General features: G+C 69.6%; 14 protein-coding genes. 9 read left to right on the forward strand and 5 right to left on the reverse strand.

Translation table 11 applies throughout. From position 1 onward, the window contains the following. Position 1 precedes the first annotated feature (1 nt). From ACWDTP_RS13535 to ACWDTP_RS13545, 3 genes are read right to left on the reverse strand one after another with little or no spacing between them, the layout of a single operon-like run. A complete protein-coding gene (locus tag ACWDTP_RS13535; protein ID WP_450020410.1) occupies positions 2-1,294 on the reverse strand; it encodes a hypothetical protein in 1,293 nt (430 codons plus the stop codon). Then, positions 1,291-2,628: a M1 family metallopeptidase gene (locus ACWDTP_RS13540; RefSeq protein ID WP_450020412.1), complete on the reverse strand. Its 1,338-nt coding sequence runs from the start codon at positions 2,626-2,628 to the stop codon at positions 1,291-1,293. Before ACWDTP_RS13540 ends, ACWDTP_RS13535 begins: the two co-directional genes overlap by 4 nt. Then, entirely contained in the window at positions 2,625-6,557 is a 3,933-nt protein-coding gene (locus tag ACWDTP_RS13545; protein WP_450020414.1) for a Pls/PosA family non-ribosomal peptide synthetase, read from the reverse strand. Before ACWDTP_RS13545 ends, ACWDTP_RS13540 begins: the two co-directional genes overlap by 4 nt. Positions 6,558-6,785: 228 nt before the next feature. Between ACWDTP_RS13545 and ACWDTP_RS13550 the strand changes: the two genes are divergently transcribed. The 8 genes from ACWDTP_RS13550 (at position 6,786) to ACWDTP_RS13585 (ending at position 15,597) form a co-directional block, all read left to right on the forward strand. Further along, on the forward strand, positions 6,786-7,754 hold the full coding sequence (locus ACWDTP_RS13550) for a TerC family protein (RefSeq protein WP_450020416.1): 969 nt from the start codon (positions 6,786-6,788) through the stop codon (positions 7,752-7,754). Positions 7,755-7,821: 67 nt separating this feature from the next. Next, positions 7,822-8,229: a hypothetical protein gene (locus ACWDTP_RS13555; protein ID WP_450020418.1), complete on the forward strand. Its 408-nt coding sequence runs from the start codon at positions 7,822-7,824 to the stop codon at positions 8,227-8,229. Positions 8,230-8,386: 157 nt separating this feature from the next. Beyond that, entirely contained in the window at positions 8,387-9,985 is a 1,599-nt protein-coding gene (locus tag ACWDTP_RS13560; protein ID WP_450020420.1) for an aldehyde dehydrogenase (NADP(+)), read from the forward strand. Positions 9,986-10,008: 23 nt separating this feature from the next. Beyond that, positions 10,009-10,932, forward strand: a complete 924-nt coding sequence (locus tag ACWDTP_RS13565) for a 5-dehydro-4-deoxyglucarate dehydratase (protein WP_450020422.1) — start codon at positions 10,009-10,011, stop codon at positions 10,930-10,932. Then, the gene (locus ACWDTP_RS13570; protein ID WP_450020437.1) at positions 10,929-12,194 is read left to right on the forward strand and encodes a glucarate dehydratase family protein; all 1,266 of its coding nucleotides are present in this window, start codon (positions 10,929-10,931) and stop codon (positions 12,192-12,194) included. The genes ACWDTP_RS13565 and ACWDTP_RS13570 overlap by 4 nt, the downstream gene beginning before the upstream one ends. Positions 12,195-12,440: 246 nt before the next feature. Then, positions 12,441-13,610, forward strand: a complete 1,170-nt coding sequence (locus ACWDTP_RS13575; protein ID WP_450020424.1) for a PP2C family protein-serine/threonine phosphatase — start codon at positions 12,441-12,443, stop codon at positions 13,608-13,610. After that, positions 13,607-15,148, forward strand: coding sequence for a sensor histidine kinase (locus tag ACWDTP_RS13580; RefSeq protein ID WP_450020426.1), 1,542 nt, complete (start codon positions 13,607-13,609; stop codon positions 15,146-15,148). Before ACWDTP_RS13575 ends, ACWDTP_RS13580 begins: the two co-directional genes overlap by 4 nt. Further along, complete coding sequence (locus tag ACWDTP_RS13585) at positions 15,145-15,597, forward strand: response regulator (protein ID WP_450020427.1); 453 nt, start codon at positions 15,145-15,147, stop codon at positions 15,595-15,597. Before ACWDTP_RS13580 ends, ACWDTP_RS13585 begins: the two co-directional genes overlap by 4 nt. Here ACWDTP_RS13585 and ACWDTP_RS13590 read toward each other — a convergent pair. Both ACWDTP_RS13590 and ACWDTP_RS13595 read right to left on the reverse strand, forming a co-directional pair. Continuing rightward, the gene (locus ACWDTP_RS13590; RefSeq protein ID WP_450020429.1) at positions 15,564-16,022 is read right to left on the reverse strand and encodes an ATP-binding protein; all 459 of its coding nucleotides are present in this window, start codon (positions 16,020-16,022) and stop codon (positions 15,564-15,566) included. The two genes, ACWDTP_RS13585 and ACWDTP_RS13590, sit on opposite strands and share 34 nt — an antisense overlap. Positions 16,023-16,054: 32 nt before the next feature. Continuing rightward, complete coding sequence (locus ACWDTP_RS13595) at positions 16,055-16,444, reverse strand: STAS domain-containing protein (protein WP_450020431.1); 390 nt, start codon at positions 16,442-16,444, stop codon at positions 16,055-16,057. A gap of 160 nt (positions 16,445-16,604) precedes the next feature. Here ACWDTP_RS13595 and ACWDTP_RS13600 point away from each other — a divergent pair. Beyond that, positions 16,605-16,803: LysR family transcriptional regulator (locus ACWDTP_RS13600; RefSeq protein ID WP_450020433.1), on the forward strand; the 199-nt coding region annotated here is incomplete at its 3' end.

The raw sequence follows: 16,803 nt of genomic DNA on the forward strand, positions 1-16,803 counted from the left end.
CTCAACATGGGTGTCTGCGGCTCAGCGCGCCCAGGTGTACGGCGATTCCCACCAGCGGTCCGCACATCAACGCGATCACCGTGCGGACCTCCAGCGGCAGCGGCAGCAGCAGCAGCCCGACGGCGGTCACCGTCGCGATGATCCAGCCCGTCGCGTAGGCCCGGTGCAGCGCGGCCGCGACGGCGGCGGCGCCGGTCAGCGTCAGCATCGCGATCGCGACCGCGGCCGCGGTCAGCCACGCCAGCAGCGCGCCACCGGCGACGTACTCCTCGCCGAACGCCGCGCGCAGCAACCACGGACCCATCAGCCCGGCGGCCAGCACGCCGACCGCGCCGAGCCCGGCCACCACCGCGGCGGGGGCCAGCAGCGCCTTGAGCCGGGCGTCGCGCTGGTCGACGAAGTGGGCGATCAGGTTGCCCTGCATCGCGGTCAGCGGAACCAGCAGCGGAGCCCGGGTCAGCGTGACGGCCAGGATCACCACGCCGCCCGTCGCGCCGAGGTCGCCCGTGGTGGATTTGAGCAGCACCGGGAATCCCATCACCAGGATCGCGCTGGCCCCGGCCGCGGCGATGGAATGCCCGGCCCCGCGCAGGAACGCCGCGGTCCCGCCCGGGGTGGCCTGCCGGGCCGCGTGCCGCGCCGCGGGCGACACGATCAGCATGATCAGCCAGGCGACCGCGCCCGCCACCGTGGCCCACAGGAATCCGACCAGGCCCCAGCCGAGGATGAACGTGGCGAGCGCGACGGCCACCCGGATCCCGGCGTCGGTCACCATCAGCGCACCGTATTCGGTCCACCGGTTGATCCCGGCGAGCATGCCCAGCAGCGTGGCATGCAGGCAGAACCCGGCCAGCCCGACGCTCAGCAGCACCACGCTCAGCGCCCGCGATTCGGCGAACACGTGCGGCGACCACAGCGCCGCGCTGCCGGCGATCACCAGGGCCGCCACGATCCCGACCAGCGCCGCGACCCGCATGGGGTGGGCGCGCGGGCTCCCGCCTCGGGGGTGGGCCGCGACTGGCCCCGCGCGAGCCGACCGGACCTCGCGGGTGGCCTCCTGCAACAATCCGTTGGCGGCGCCGGTGACGAGCCCGAACGCGCCCCAGAACACCCCGAAGATCGAGAAGCCCTCCGGTTCGAGGTTGCGGGCCGCCAGATAGAGCACCGCATAACCGCAGATGGCCGTGACGGCGGTGGCCGCCCCGACCCGGGCGACGCTGCCGCGGGTGACGGGGCCCGTCGATGAGCCGCTTGCGCGAAGAGGATCAAACCCAGCGGCGCCGCCGTCGGTCACAGCCCCGGCAGCACTTTCGAGTACAGCCAGTCCCGCCACAGCGGTTGTAGCGATTCGTCGGTGTAGCCGGCGGCGAGGCCGGTGAAGTCGTCGGTGAACACCGTGCTGTGCCGGTAGCGCGTGGTCCAGTCCTTCAGCAGGGCGAAGAAACCCTTGTCGCCGAGGCGGTTCCGCAGTGCGTGCAGGGTCAGCGCGCCCCGCTTGTACACCCAGTCGTCGAACATGTTCTTCGGGCCGGGGTCGGCCAGCAGCAGATCCTGGGGTGCGGACCGCAACTTGGGGTAGTAGTGCGCCGCCCACTCTTCGGCGCTGGGTCCGCCGCTGTGCTCGGACCACAGCCACTCCGCGTAGCAGGCGAACCCCTCGTGCAGCCAGATATCGCGCCAGCGTCGTGCGGTGACCGAATTGCCGAACCACTGGTGGGCCAGCTCGTGGGCGATGAGCCGTTCGGCGCCGCGGTGGCCGTCGCAGTGGTTGGCCCCGAAGATCGAGATGCCCTGGGCCTCGAGCGGGATCTCCAGGTCGTCGTCGGTGACCACCACGGTGTAGCCGTTGGAGAGGGGGTACGGGCCGAACAGTTTGACGAACAGTTTCATCATCTGCGGCTGCCGGCCGAAGTCGTCGTCGAAATCGTCGCGCAGCCGCGGCGGCAGGGCCGCGTGGATGGGCACCGGCGATTTCGCCATCCGATGGGTTTCGTACATCCCGATCTGCAGGGTGATCAGATAGGTCGAGGTCGGTTCGGGCTGCTCGTAGGTCCACACCGTGTGGCCGGCGCGGACCTTGCGGGACACCAGCTCACCGTTGGCGATCGCCCGGTACGGGCTGTCGGTGCTGATCTGGATCCGGTAGCTGGCCTTGGCGCTGGGGTGGTCGTCGCAGGGAAACCACGACGCCGCCCCGTTGGGTTGCCCGGCCACCAGTGCGCCGTTCGACAGTTCCTCGAAACCCACGTCGCCCCAAAGGGTCTGGGTCGGGCGCGGGGTGCCGTTGTAGCGCACGGTGACCGTCATGGCCGCGCCGGCGGGCAGCGCAGAGTCCAGTGTGATCGCCAGTTTGCCGTTCGCACTGCGGAACTGTGCGGGCCTGCGCCCGTTCACCGCCACCTTCGACACCGTCATGGCATTCGACAGGTCCAGGGTGAAGGTGCTCAGCGCGGCCAGCGTCACCGCGGTGATGGTGGCCGACCCGGCCAGCCGGTTGATCGCGACCTTGTATTCGAGGTCGAGCTCATAGCGCGACACCCGGTAACCGAAGTTGCCGGTGGTGGGTAGGTACGGGTCGATGACGGGACGAGGACCGGCTTTCTTGGCGGCTTTTTTCGATCTCGTCACGCCGCAGGGTCTTCTGTTGTCTTCTCGGTCGGTTCTGCGGCGGCACGTTTCTTGCCGAAGAGGTTCCACGGTGCGATCGGGTTGCCCTGCCAGCGGGTCGACGGCGGTACCTCGTCGCCGCGCATCACCAGCGAGCCGGGACCCACCGTGGCGCCTGCCCCCAACCGCGCCGCGGGTAGCGCCACACAGTGCGGCCCCAATGTCGAACCCTCTTCCAACACAACACTGTCCATCCGCATGATGCGGTCGTGGAACAGATGCGTCTGTACCACACAGCCGCGGTTTACTGTGGCGCCGGTGCCCAGGGTCACCAGATCGGCCTCGGGCAGCCAGTAGGTTTCGCACCATACCCCGCGGCCGATCGACGCGCCGAGCCCGCGCAGCCACAGGTTCATCACCGGGGTGCCGCTGGCGGCGCGCGCGAACCACAGCGCCGCGACGGTCTCGACGAACGTGTCCGACACCTCGTTTCGCCACACGAACGACGACCACAGCGGATGTTCGACCGCGCGAATCCGCCCGATCACCAACCATTTCGCGATCACCGCGATGATTCCCGCGACGGCACCGGCGGCCAGCAGCACCACACCGCTGGCCAGCGCGGTCCACAGGTAGCCGAACCGCAGCGCCAGCGCCTCGATCGCCGCCAGCACCGTGACGCCAATGGCGAACGTGACGATCACCGGGATCAGCCGGCAGGTCTCCACGGTGCCCCGCATGATCTTCAGCCGCGCGGACGGGTGGAATGTGCGCAGCACGTCGGCGGCGGTGGCGTTGCGGCGCAGCCGCACCGGCGGGCTGCCCAGCCAGGACGAGCCGGCCTTGGCCTTGTGCGGGGCGGCCGACAGCACCGCGACCAGGCCGTCGTCGGGCACCTTGCGGCCCGGCTGGGTGATGCCCGAGTTGCCGAGGAAGGCGCGCTTGCCGATGGTGGCCTTCGCGACGTGGATCCAGCCGCCGCCCAACTCGTAGGAGGCCACCATGGTGTCGTCGGCCAGGAAGGCGCCGTCCCGCACCTCGGTGAACTTGGGGGTGAACAGCGCGGTCGAGATCTCGGTGCCCTGGCCGACCTTCGCGCCGAGCAGCCGCAGCCACCACGGGGTGAGCAGGCTGGCGTAGATCGGGAACAGGTAGTTGCGTGCGGCGTCCATCAGGCGTTCGGTGGCCCACAGCTGCCAGCCGACCCGGCTGCGCACCGGGTGATAGCCCTCGCTGAGCCCGAGGGAGAGCACCCGCACGCCGATCACGGTCAGCGCGGCGTAGACCACCATGGCCACCACGGCCGCGACCGGGGTCCAGGCCAGCGCCGGCACCAGGGCATCGGCCGGGGTGGCGGTGCCGCGGACGGCCCAGCCGATCACGGCCAGCCCGGCGGCCAGCGCGGCCAGGGGCAGCCCGCTCAGCAGGATCGAGGTCAGCCCGTACACCCCCACCCACAGCGGCGCCCGGCCGGGCCGGTGGTCGGGCCACGGGTGGCGGGCCTTGCCCGATTTCACTGCAGGCGAGCCCTTCCAGAACTGGCCGTTCTTGACCTTGCCGACCACCGCGGATCCGGGGGCCACATCCGCGTTCTTGCCGATCGTGGCGCCCGGCAGCAGCGTGGTGCGGGTCCCGATGGTGGCGTCGTTACCCACCGAGATGCGCCCGACATGGAACAGGTCGCCGTCGATCCAGTGCCCGGTCAGGTCCACCTCGGGCTCGACCGATGCGCGGTGGCCGAGTTTGAGCATGCCGGTCACCGGTGGGGCGGAGTGCAGGTCGACGCCCTTGCCGACCTGGTTGCCCAACGCGCGGGCGTAGTAGACCATCCACGGCGCGCCGGCCAGGTTCTCGGCGCCGCTGGCGTCGGCCAGCCGCTCGGCGATCCACACCCGCAGGTGCTCCGGGCCGCCGCGCCGGTAGGTGCCCGGCGCCAGCCCGGTGAGCAGCATCCTGGCGAACAGCACCGCGATGCCCATCCGGCCCAGCGGGGTGATGAACAGTACGAAGCCGCCGAGCAGCCACCACCAGTTGATCGGCTGCGCCCACGGCACCAGCTGCCCGGCCGCCGCGACGTTGTTGAGCAGCGCCAGCCACACCACCCACTGCACGCCGGTCAGGGTGGCCAGCGGCAGCGCCAGGGCGACCTGCGCGGCCTGGGTGAACCGCGGCGTCGGCCTGACCGTCCGGGTCTGCACGCGCGGGGGTGGCTTGAGCTCGTCGAGGTATCCGGCCAGGGAACCGAGCCGGGGGTGGTCGTAGAGGTCGGCGACGGTCACCTGCGGGTAGCGCCTGCGCAGTGCGGCGACCAGCTGGGCCGCCGACAGCGAGCCGCCGCCGAGCGCGATGAAATCGGCTTCCGGCCCGTCGACGGGGGTACCGAGCACGTCGCGCCACAGGCCGGCCAGCCAGCCCATGGTGCCTGCCAGTTCGGCGCCGTCCGATTCGGGTTCGCCCGGTGGGGGCCAGGGCAGCGCGTTGCGGTCGACCTTGCCCGAGGTGCGGGTCGGCAGCTCGTCGAGCAGCACCAGTCGCGGCACCAGCGCGGCGGGCAGCGACTCGGCCAGCTGCGCGCGGGCGGCCGCGAGGTCGAAGGACGGATCGGTGCTGGCGACATACCCCACCAGCAGCGGGGTTCCGCTGGTGGTCTTGCGCACCGCGGCCGCACCGCCGCTGACCCCGGGCAGGTTGACCAGTGCGGAATCGACCTCGCCGAGTTCGATGCGGCGCCCGCCGACCTTCACCTGGTCGTCGGCGCGGCCCTGGAAATAGAGGCCGTCGTTTTCCAGGCGGACCAGGTCACCGCTGCGATAGGCCCGGCGCCAGCCCAGCGTCGGCATCGCGGCGTACTTCTCGGCGTCCTTCTCGGGGTCGAGGTAGCGGGCCAGCCCGACCCCGCCGATCACGAGCTCGCCGACCTCGCCGATCGCGACCGGCAAACTGTCCTTGTCCACGACGGCCAGATCCCAGCCGGCCAGCGGCAGCCCGATGCTGACCGGTCCCAACCCGTCCAGTTTCGCGCCGCACGCGACGACCGTGGCCTCGGTGGGGCCGTAGGTGTTCCACACCTCACGGCCGTCCACCGCGAGGCGTTGCGCGAGTTCGGGCGGGCAGGCCTCGCCGCCGAAGATCAGTAGCCGCACCGCCTCCAGGGCCTCGGCCGGCCACAGCGCGGCCAGCGTGGGCACGGTCGAGACCACGGTGATGTCGCGGCTGACCAGCCACGGACCCAGGTCCATCCCGCTGCGCACCAGCGATCGTGGGGCCGGTACCAGGCAGGCACCGTGGCGCCAGGCCAGCCACATCTCCTCACACGAGGCGTCGAACGCGACCGAGAGCCCGGCCAGCACCCGGTCACCGGGCCCGATCGGATTGTCCTGCAGAAACATTCGGGCTTCGGCGTCGACGAAGGCGGCGGCGCTGCGATGGGTCACCGCGACCCCTTTCGGGGTGCCGGTCGAACCCGAGGTGAAGATGATCCAGGCATCGTCGCGGCCCAGCGGGGCCGCCGCGCGCCAGCCCCGTGACGATCCGGGCCCGCGGATCAGTCCCTGTTCGGTGATCACGCCGACCACACCGGCCTCGCCGAACACCAGTTCCGCGCGTTCGTCGGGGTCGTCGGCGTCGACCGGCACGTAGGCGGCGCCGGCTGCCAGCACGGCCAGGATCGCGACGTAGAGGGCGTAGCTGCCCGACGGCATCCGGATGCCGATCCGGTCGCCGCGGCCGATGCCGCGGGCCGCCAGCCACCCCACGCTGTCCTCGATGTCGACGAGCAGTTCGGCGTAGGTGAGCTGCACCGCGCCGTCGTCGAGGGCGGGCGCGTCGGGAAACCGGCGGGCGGTGTCGTGCAGGATGTCGACGAGCGTCCGCGACTCGGAGGCCAGCGGGGATAACACGTACTGGGCGGGTATCTGATGCCCGCCGGAAGACCCGTCCGCTGCTGTCACGCATACAAACTACTCATTGCGGCGCACCAGGACCGGATGGCCGGCACGGCGTGCCCGCTCGATTTCGGATCCCGCCCGCCATCAGGCACACTTGTCGGCGGAGGGGAGTATTCCTTTGGCTGCGGTGTCGTCATCACGTCGGTTGCCACAAACCGATCGGTGCCGCAGGCCGGGCTCTGGTGCCCGGTGGAAGAGACCTCCGGCGTTTCTCGACGACCGGAGGTATTGATGCAGGTAACCCAGCTCGAGTGGATCGTCACGCTGAGCGTGACGATCGCCGTCCTGTTGTTCGACGTGGTCGTGATCGGCCGTCGGCCGCACGAGCCGTCGACCCGCGAGACGGCGACCTATCTGTCGATCTACATCGGCCTCGCGGTGGCGTTCGGGATCTGGGTGTGGTTCTTCCACGGCAGCCAGTTCGGGTTGGAGTTCTTCGCCGGCTGGCTCACCGAATACAGCCTGTCGGTGGACAACCTGTTCATCTTCCTGATCATCATGGCCAGCTTCAAGGTGCCCCGGATCTACCAGCAGCAGGCGCTGCTGGTCGGGATCATCCTTGCGCTGATCTTCCGCGGCATCTTCATTGCGCTGGGTGCCGTGGCGATCAACGAATTCTCCTGGGTGTTCTACATTTTCGGGGCGTTCCTGGTCTACACCGCGATCAAGCTGGTTCGCGACACCGATCACGACGACGACGGCGACAACGGTGTGGTGCGGTTCGCCCGCAAGCACCTGAAGGCCACCGACAAGTGGGACGGGCTGAAGTTGTGGGTGCACGAGAACGGCACCCGGCTGATGACCCCGATGTTCCTGGTGATCGTGGCGCTGGGCACCACCGACCTGCTGTTCGCGCTCGACTCGATCCCGGCGATCTACGGCCTGACCCAGGAGCCCTACCTGGTGTTCACCGCCAACGTGTTCGCGTTGATGGGCCTGCGTCAGCTCTACTTCCTGCTCGGTGACCTGCTCAAGCGACTGGTGTATCTGTCGCAGGGGCTGGCGTTCATCCTCGCCTTCATCGGAGTGAAGCTGATCCTGCACGCGCTGCACGAGAACGAACTGCCGTTCATCAACGGCGGCGAACCGGTGCACGTCCCGGAGATCCCGACGCTGGCCAGCCTGGGCGTGATCATCGTGACACTGCTGATCACCACCGCGGCGAGCCTGTACAAGACCCGGGTCCGCGACGCGAAATAGTCCGCGCGAAAGTGCGTTGTATTCGGGGTGAGCGCAACCATGTGCCTACCCGGCCGGCGGTCCTAGCGTGGACCGGGTGCGGATATTCGTCGCGGACACCGGATCGTGGACCGAGCTGACCGACGGCACCCGGCCGACCGTCCGGATTTCCGCCCCGGACCTGGCGCAGGCCCGCAGGCAGCGGGCCGGCATCCGGTCCGACGACGAGTCCATTTCGGTGATCCTGGACGTCATCGTGGCGGTGGGGGCCGACTACCGGTCCGCGCGCCGGGGCCTCGAGGTGGCCGGCGCCGACCCGGCCGTGCGCTACGTCGGTACGGCCGAGGGGCTGACCGGTTTGATCGCCGATATCGAATCCGCGGGCGTCGCTGACGGGGTGACCCTGATTCCGGCCGCGGCGGGCCAGGACCTGCGCGGGCTCGGCGCCGATGTGCTGCGCCGTCTGGAGTTGCGCGCTCAGGCCAGGGCCTCGTAGAACAGATCCAACACGTCGAGCGTGGGCCTTGTGCACGCCGGCAACCCGAATCGCGTGCATAAGGCCCACGATCGCGCGATCAGCTGATACAACCCGTGCATGAATAAGCCGTAATTTTGACTTGGACATGTATTTATTGGGGTCGTACGGTGCCACTATGACATCCATGGTGCAGACGACAGACCTGACCGGACAGATGTTGATCGCGGGGACGCCGGTACGCGGTGCCGGCCAGGAGATCCGCGGCATCGATCCGCAGACCGGCGCGACCCTCGAACCCGCCTACGCCTACGGCGACGCCTCCCATGTGGCGGACGCCTGCCACGCCGCGGCCGAGGCGTTCGCCGCCTACCGCGGCGCGCCGATCGAGACCAGGGCCCGCTTCCTGGAGACCATCGCCGCCAATCTCGAATCGATCAGTGCCGCCCTCGTCGAGCGGGCGCACGCCGAGAGCGGCCTGCCGGTGCCGCGTCTGACCGGTGAGGTCGGCCGCACCGCGGGACAGCTGCGGTTGTTCGCCGGCGTGCTGCGCGAGGGCAGCTGGAACCAGGCCCGCATCGACCCGGCGCTGCCGGACCGAGCCCCGTTGCCGCGCCCCGATATCCGGCAGCGCAGCGTGCCGCTTGGCCCGGTCGCGGTGTTCGGGGCCAGCAACTTCCCGCTGGCCTTCTCGGTGGCGGGCGGCGACACCGCATCGGCGCTGGCCGCGGGCTGCCCCGTGGTGGTCAAGGCGCACGACGCGCACCCGGGCACCTCCGAACTCGTCGGCCGGGCCATCGCCGACGCGGTGACTGCCACCGGACTGCCCGCCGGAACGTTCTCGCTGCTGTACGGCTACGGCCCGGAACTGGGTGCCGCGCTGGTCGCAGACCCCAGGATCAAGGCCGTCGGGTTCACCGGATCCCGTGGCGGCGGTATGGCTCTGGTCGCCGCGGCGGCCGCCCGCCCCGAACCGATCCCGGTGTACGCCGAGATGAGCGCCATCAACCCGGTGTTCCTGCTGCCCGGCGCGCTGGCCAGCCACGGCGCCGACCTGGGCCGGGCCTTCGTCGGGTCGCTGACCCTGGGTTCCGGACAGTTCTGCACCAATCCTGGCCTGGTGATCGCGGTCGACGGCCCGGACCTGGAGACCTTCGTCGCCGCCGCAGGGGAAGCGGTCGCCGCCGCCGCCCCGACGGCGATGCTGACCCCGGGGATCGCCGAGAACTTCCGCAACGGCGTCGACGCGCTGCAGAACGAGGCCACGCTGGTGGCCCGCGGATCCGAGGCGCAGGAGCCCGCCGTGGCGGGCCGGGCCGCGCTGTTCAGCAGTGACGCGCCCACCTTCCTGGGCTCAGAAGCGTTGCAGGCCGAGGTGTTCGGCGCATCCGGTGTCGTGGTGCGCTGCGCCGACGCCGCCGAGATGCGCCGCGTCGCGGGCGCCGTCGAGGGCCAGCTGACCGCCACCATCCACGCCGATGAATCCGACAACGCCCAGGCCGGCGAACTGCTGAACGTGCTCGAGCTCAAGGCGGGCCGGATCCTGTTCAACGGCTGGCCGACCGGAGTCGAGGTCGGGCACGCCATGGTGCACGGCGGGCCGTTCCCGTCCACCTCGGATTCGCGCACCACCTCGGTCGGTGCCCGCGCGATCGAACGCTTCCTGCGGCCGGTGTGCTACCAGGATGCACCGAAGTCCTTGCTGCCCAGCGCTATTGCCGACGGAAACCCGGACGGCGTGTGGCGGCGTATCGACGGCCAACTCACCAGAGACTGATCAAGGCAAGAGGAGTAGAGAATATGCTCGACGGCGTCCTGTTCTTCCCCGTCACACCACTCACCGCATCCGGTGAGGTGGACGTGGATCGGCTCGCGCAGCACGTCGCCAAGGGTGTCGACGCAGGCCCCGGCGGGGTCTTCATCGGCTGCGGCACCGGCGAATTCCATGCGCTGGAGCCGGCCGAGATGAGCACCGTGGTGCGCACCGCGGTCGAGGCGGTCGGCGGCCGGGTCCCGGTCTACGCCGGCGCGGGCGGGTCGGTGGCCTCGGCCAAGGCGTTCGCCAGGGTGGCCGCCGAGGCCGGCGCCGACGGGCTGCTGCTCCTGCCGCCGTACCTGGTGGAGATGCCGCAGGCCGGCCTGGTCGGGTACACCCGCGAGGTCAGCTCGGTCACCGAGCTGCCGGTGGTGGTCTACAACCGCAACAACGCACGTTTCACCGAGGCGTCCGCGGTCGAGGTCGCCCAGCTGCCAAACGTCTTCGGATTCAAGGACGGCACAGGCGATCTCGACCAGGTGTCGCGCATCGTACGGGCCGTGACGGATGCGCTGGCGCCCAGCGGGAAGCCGTTCCAGTTCTTCAACGGCCTGCCCACCGCCGAGGTGTCCCAGCAGGCCTACCGGGCGATCGGGGTGCCGCTGTACTCGTCGGCCACCTTCGCCTTCGCCCCCGACGTGTCGCTGGGCTTCTACCAGGCGCTGGAGACCGGCAACGAGCCGCTGACCGCGGCGCTGCTGCGCGAGTTCTTCCACCCGCTGGTGCGGCTGCGCGATACCGTGCCCGGCTACGCGGTGTCGCTGATCAAGGCCGGCGTCACGATGGAGGGTCTGCCCGCCGGTCCGGTGCGGCCCCCGCTGGTCAATGCCCGCCCCGAGGACGTCGCCGAACTGCAGCGCATCCTCGCCGCCGGGCGTGCCGTGCTCGCCGACGCACTGGTGCACTGATGGCGGAGCGGATCCGGATCACCGGCGCCCGCATCACCCCGGTCGCCTTCACCGACCCGCCGCTGCTCAACACCGTCGGTGTGCATCAGCCGTACGCGCTGCGGGCGATCATCCAGCTCGACACCGATGCCGGCCTGACCGGCCTCGGTGAGACCTACGCCGACACTGTGCACCTGGCCCGGCTGACCGCCGCCGCGGAGGCGATCACCGGTCAGAATGTGTTCGCACTCAACGCTATTCGTGCCTTGATCGCGGACCGGCTGCGCGGCGACAACGCCGCTGTGGGGACCGCGGGCATGATCACCACGGCCAGCGCGGTCGATCAGGTGCTCTCACCGTTCGAGGTGGCCTGCCTCGATGTGCAGGGACAGGCGACCGGACGGCCGGTGTCGGATCTGCTCGGCGGTGCGGTGCGGGATGCGGTTCCGTTCAGCGCCTACCTGTTCTACAAGTGGGCCCAGCACCCCGGCGCCGAGCCCGACGACTGGGGCCAGGCCATCGACCCCGACGGGATCGTGGCGCAGGCCCGGCGCATCATCGACGAGTACGGTTTTACCGCAATCAAACTCAAGGGCGGGGTGTTCGCCCCGGAGGAGGAAATGGCGGCGATCGAGGCGTTGCGGGCAGCATTCCCCGAGCATCCGCTGCGGCTGGACCCCAATGCCGCGTGGACCCCGCAGACCTCGGTCAAGGTGGCCTCCGGGCTGGCCGGGATCCTGGAGTACCTGGAGGACCCGACGCCGGGGCTGGACGGGATGGCCGAGGTGGCCGCCCAGGCGCCGATGCCGCTGGCCACCAACATGTGTGTGGTCGCGTTCGACCAGCTGGCTCCCGCCGTCGCCAAAAAGTCGGTGCGCGTGGTGCTTTCCGACCATCACTACTGGGGCGGCCTGCAGCGCTCGCGGCTGCTGGCCGGCATCTGCGACACCTTCGGGCTGGGCCTGTCCATGCACTCGAACTCGCATCTGGGGATCAGTCTGGCCGCGATGGTGCACCTGGCCGCCGCGACGCCCAACCTCACCTATGCCTGCGACACCCACTGGCCGTGGAAGACCGAGGACGTGATCGAACCCGGAGCGATCGGGTTCCGGGACGGTTCGGTGCCCGTGCCGACCGGGCCCGGTCTCGGCGTCCGGATCGACGACGACAGCCTGGCCGCGCTGCACGAGCAGTACCTGCGGTGCGGTATCACCGACCGCGACGACACCGGGTACATGCGCAGCATCGACCCGTCCTTCGAGGCGCTCAGCCCGCGCTGGTAGGTCAGTGGGGTGGTCACCCCATCTCGCCGATTCGCGGTCATTGTTTCGCCGATTCGCGATAGCTGGGGACCCCTCGCGCACGGGCCGCGCATGGTGGTTCGGGCAGGTGTCGACACTGCCAGAATTCGGTGACGGGTGTCCTGGCCAAATAGACGCCGCCGACTCGGTATGGTCGGAGAGTCGTCACGAGAGCAGATGGTCAGGCGCGACCGGGGTGGCCTTCTTACCTGAAGGATGTGATATCCGATGCGCGCACCGTCGCCACAGCGGTTGTCGCTGCTGCTCGTCGAGGACGACCGGGCCGACGCGGTGCTCGTGGAGGAACTCATCGCCGACGCCGCGGTCGATATCGAGTTCCTGTTGGCGCAGTCCCTTGCCGAGGCCGAGGCGATGCTTGCCGACCGCAGGCCGGACTGCGTGCTGCTCGACCTGAACCTGCCCGACGCCAACGGGATCGACGCGCTGCACCGGCTGGGCAAACTGGACGCCACCATCCCGATCATCGTGCTGACCGGGTTCAACGATGAACACTTCGGCGCCTCGGCGCTGGCATCCGGTGCGCAGGACTACCTGGTCAAGGGCCGGGTGGATGCCGAGATGCTGCGCCGCGCCCTGCTCTACGCCATCGAACGCAAACGCGCCGAGCTCACGTCGGTGGCCCTGCATGCCAGCCGGCTGCGCGCACAGGAGAACGCGCGGCTGGAACGCGGGCTGCTGCCGTCTCCGCTGCTGCTGGAGGATCCGGGCGTCGAGATCGTCACGCAATCGCTGCCGAGCCGTCGCGACGCGCTGATCGGCGGGGACTTCTACGACGTCATACAGACCTCCGACGGCGCCGTCCACGTGACGATCGGCGACGTGGCCGGCCACGGGCCGGATGAGGCCGCGCTGGGTGTGGCCCTGCGCATCGCCTGGCGCGCACTGACTTTCGCGGGGCTGCGGGGAAACGAACGGATGTGCCAGCTCGAGCAGGTGCTCACCACCGAACGGACCGGGCGGGGCACCTTCGCGACTCTGCTGAGCGTGGCGCTCGAGCCCGACAGCGGGCAGGTCACCGTGGTGCGGGCCGGGCATCCGGGGATGCTGCTGCACGGTCGAGACACCGTGGAGTGGCTCGAACCGGCCGCCGGGCCCGCCCTCGGCCTCGGCGCCACCGAATGGCCGGTCAGCCACCTGCACCTGGACTGGGGGCAGGGCCTGTTGCTGCTCACCGACGGACTGTTCGAGGGCCACGCCGGGCCCGGCGATGCCCGCCTGGGGGAGACCGGGCTGCTCACCCTGGCCCGCCCGCTCGCGGCCCTGCCCGGCCCGCAGTTCGTCGATGCGCTCATCGGCCAGGCCGAATCGCGGGCTCGCGAGCACGGCGGCCTGTCCGACGACATCGCGGTCATCCGGGTGGAGCGCGCGCCGCGATGAGGCTCACGGTCCAAGGCTGGCAGAACCTGGTGCTGTCGATCATGGGTGTGGTGGTGCTGTCGGGTGCCGTGGGCGGGGCGCTGCTGATGAGCCGGACCGACGCGGTATCGCGGGAGCTGATCGACCAGATCGAACCGGCCCGGGTGGCGGCGTACCGGTTACAGGCCGTCCTGCGCGATCAGGAAACCGCGGTGCGTGGCTATGCCATCGTCGCCGACCCCCGGTTCCTGCAGCCCTACGATGCCGGCCAGGAGGCTGAAACCGCTGCGGCCCAGGATATTCGCGACCACCTTGGCGGTCACCGCGAACTCCTGGCCGACCTCGACGCGATCGAGCGGGCCGCCGAGCAGTGGCGCGTCGGCTACGCCGAGCCGCTCATCGCGAGCATCACCCCAGGCTCGCCCCCGGTGAGCCCGGACCGTTCGACCGAACAGGGCAGCAGCGAATTCGACCGTCTCCGTGAGCTGTTCGAGGTGCAGAACGACCACCTGGACCGGGCAAGGGCCGCCGGGGCCGACGAACTCGCCCAGGTCCGCGGCTATCGCGACGGGGTGTTGGTCGCGATGGTGGTGGCGTTCTTCGTGATGGCGATCGCGCTCGCGGTGATGGTGCGCAGCGTCGTCACCCGGCCGCTGGGGGCGCTCGCCGCGGCCTGCCGTCGGATAACCGAGGGCAACTTCGGCGAACGCATCGTCGCGCAGGGCCCCAGGGATATCCGTGCCATCGCGGCCGACGTCGAGGATATGCGGCAGCGGATCGTCGACGAACTCGACGCGTCCCGGACGGCACAGGCCGCACTCGATGAGCAGGCCGACGAATTGCGCCGGTCCAACGCCGAACTCGAACAGTTCGCCTATGTGGCCTCGCACGACCTGCAGGAGCCGCTGCGCAAGGTCGCCTCGTTCTGTCAGCTGCTGGAGAAGCGCTACGCCGACGAGCTCGATGAGCGTGGGATCGAGTACATCGGGTTCGCGGTCGACGGTGCCAAACGGATGCAGATGCTGATCAACGACCTGCTGACGTTCTCCCGGGTCGGCCGGCTCAACGCGACACACACCGAGGTGGATCTCGGCGCGGTGGTGGATTCGGCGGTGGGCAACCTCGCCACCGCGATCGACGAATCGGGCGCCGAGATCGTCCGGCCGTCCGATCCGCTGCCCCAGGTGGACGGGGACCCGACCCTGCTGGCGATGGTGTGGCAGAACCTCATCGGCAATGCCGTGAAGTTCCGGGCGCAGGGCGTGCCACCGCGGATCGTCATCGACTGCGCGCCCGGTACCGGTGAGGCCGTGGGTGACTGGGTGTTCACCGTGTCGGACAACGGTATCGGCATCGGCGCCGAGTTCGTGGACAAGGTATTCGTGATCTTCCAGCGGCTGCACGGCCGTGAGGCCTACGGCGGAACCGGCATCGGGCTGGCCCTCTGCAAGAAGATCGTCGAATACCACGGCGGAACCATCTCGATCGACACCTCCTACTCCGGCGGAACCCGCTTCGTGTTCACGCTGCCCGCCAGATCGGAAGGAACCGCCGAATGACAACTCCCTCGGATGGCCGAGCCATCGACGTACTGCTGGTCGAGGACGATCCCGGTGACGAACTGATCACCCGGGAAGCCTTCGAGCACAACAAGATCAAAAACACGTTGCACGTGGCCCGCGACGGCGAGGAGGGCTTGGACTTCCTCTATCAGCGCGGCGCCTTCGAAAACGCCCCGAGGCCGGATCTGATCCTGCTCGACCTGAACCTGCCCAAATACGACGGGCGGCAGTTACTGGAGCAGATCAAGTCCGACAGCAACCTGTGCCACATCCCGGTCGTCGTGCTCACCACCTCGTCGGCCGAGGAGGACATCCTGCGCAGCTACAAACTGCACGCCAACGCCTACGTCACCAAACCCGTCGACCTCGACCAGTTCATGAGTGCGGTCCGCCAGATCGACCAGTTCTTCGTTCAGGTGGTGCGGCTGCCGCAGTCCTGGGGTTGAGCCGCGTGAATGTGGTCCCACTGCAACCGCACATGGGTTCCGGTGGGCGACGAGTCGATCACCGCCCGGTCGGTGAGGGCTCGCATCAGGGGGATGCCGCGGCCACGGGCCGGATTGTCGATGTCGTGATCGGCGCTGCGCCACACGCCCTCGTCGGTGACGTCGACGGTCAGGACCGCCGCGTGCCCGTCGTAGTCGGCGCACAGATGCATCGGGCCCGGATGCGGCGCGCTCAGGTACGCGAACTCGGCCGCGTTCGCCAGTGCCTCGTTGACCGCCAGCACGACGTCGCTGGCCTTGACCTCGTCGAGGGTGAAGTGCCTGCGTAACCAGTCGGAGAATTCGTATCGCACCTGCGCGGCGCGCTCCGGGGCGGCCGTGACCCCGGCCTTGGTGAAGGTGGCTGAATGCGCTGGCTCTGTCATATCGCCTGTTGACTACCCGCTCGCAGCCGGTTCTATGTCGTGACTGCGGTCAGCGCTTCGTCCAGGGTGGCGAACAGGTCCACCACATCGGTGATCCCCACCAGTTTGAGCGGCCGGCTGGTGGCCGGCCCGTCGGCGACCACGGCGAACCGGACGGCCGGGGTGAGTTCACCGTGTGCGGCCACCAGCACGCCCATCCCGGCCGAGGCCAGGAACTCCACGGCGGTCAGGTCGGCCACCACGGCTTGGGGTGAACTCTTGGCCGCGGCGCCGATGGCGGCTTCCAGTTGCGGGGCGGTGAGCATGTCCAGTGTTCCGGCCACCGACACCACGCTGACCTCACCGATGCGGCGTTCCTCGACCGTGCAGGGGGGTGCGGCCGCAGCGCCGGGGCCGCGGGCCGCGTCTGATTGGCGGGTCATTGTCACCTCCGACGTCTCGGTGCAGCATTGGGTGGTAGTCGCCCCGATAGTAGCCGAACCGCCGACGGCGGTATGGCGATTAGATGCTTGGCCCGCCGCTGGTACCCGCTATTCATGCGGTTCGCGCATTTATCCGGGCGGTTGCCGCTATTCTGCTCCGGTGTTCTCACTGTCGAGACTGTCCTGCTTCATCGCCGTGGCAGAGGAATTACATTTCGGCCGGGCCGCCGAACGCCTGCACATGACCCAGCCTCCGCTGAGTCGCCAGATCCAGCAACTGGAGAACGAACTCGGGGTGCATCTGATCGACCGGACCACCCGCTCGGTCACGCTGACCCCCGCCGGGGTGGCCTTCCTGC

The organism is Mycobacterium sp. NPDC003449 (assembly GCF_053588415.1).

Coding starts and splice junctions, on each gene's coding strand:
- ACWDTP_RS13550 (WP_450020416.1), top strand. CDS start 6,786: ATGCAGGTAACCCAGCTCGAGTGGATCGTCACGCTGAGCGTGACGATC.
- ACWDTP_RS13560 (WP_450020420.1), top strand. CDS start 8,387: ATGACATCCATGGTGCAGACGACAGACCTGACCGGACAGATGTTGATC.
- ACWDTP_RS13565 (WP_450020422.1), top strand. CDS start 10,009: ATGCTCGACGGCGTCCTGTTCTTCCCCGTCACACCACTCACCGCATCC.
- ACWDTP_RS13575 (WP_450020424.1), top strand. CDS start 12,441: ATGCGCGCACCGTCGCCACAGCGGTTGTCGCTGCTGCTCGTCGAGGAC.
- ACWDTP_RS13580 (WP_450020426.1), top strand. CDS start 13,607: ATGAGGCTCACGGTCCAAGGCTGGCAGAACCTGGTGCTGTCGATCATG.
- ACWDTP_RS13585 (WP_450020427.1), top strand. CDS start 15,145: ATGACAACTCCCTCGGATGGCCGAGCCATCGACGTACTGCTGGTCGAG.
- ACWDTP_RS13590 (WP_450020429.1), bottom strand. CDS start 16,022: ATGACAGAGCCAGCGCATTCAGCCACCTTCACCAAGGCCGGGGTCACG.
- ACWDTP_RS13595 (WP_450020431.1), bottom strand. CDS start 16,444: ATGACCCGCCAATCAGACGCGGCCCGCGGCCCCGGCGCTGCGGCCGCA.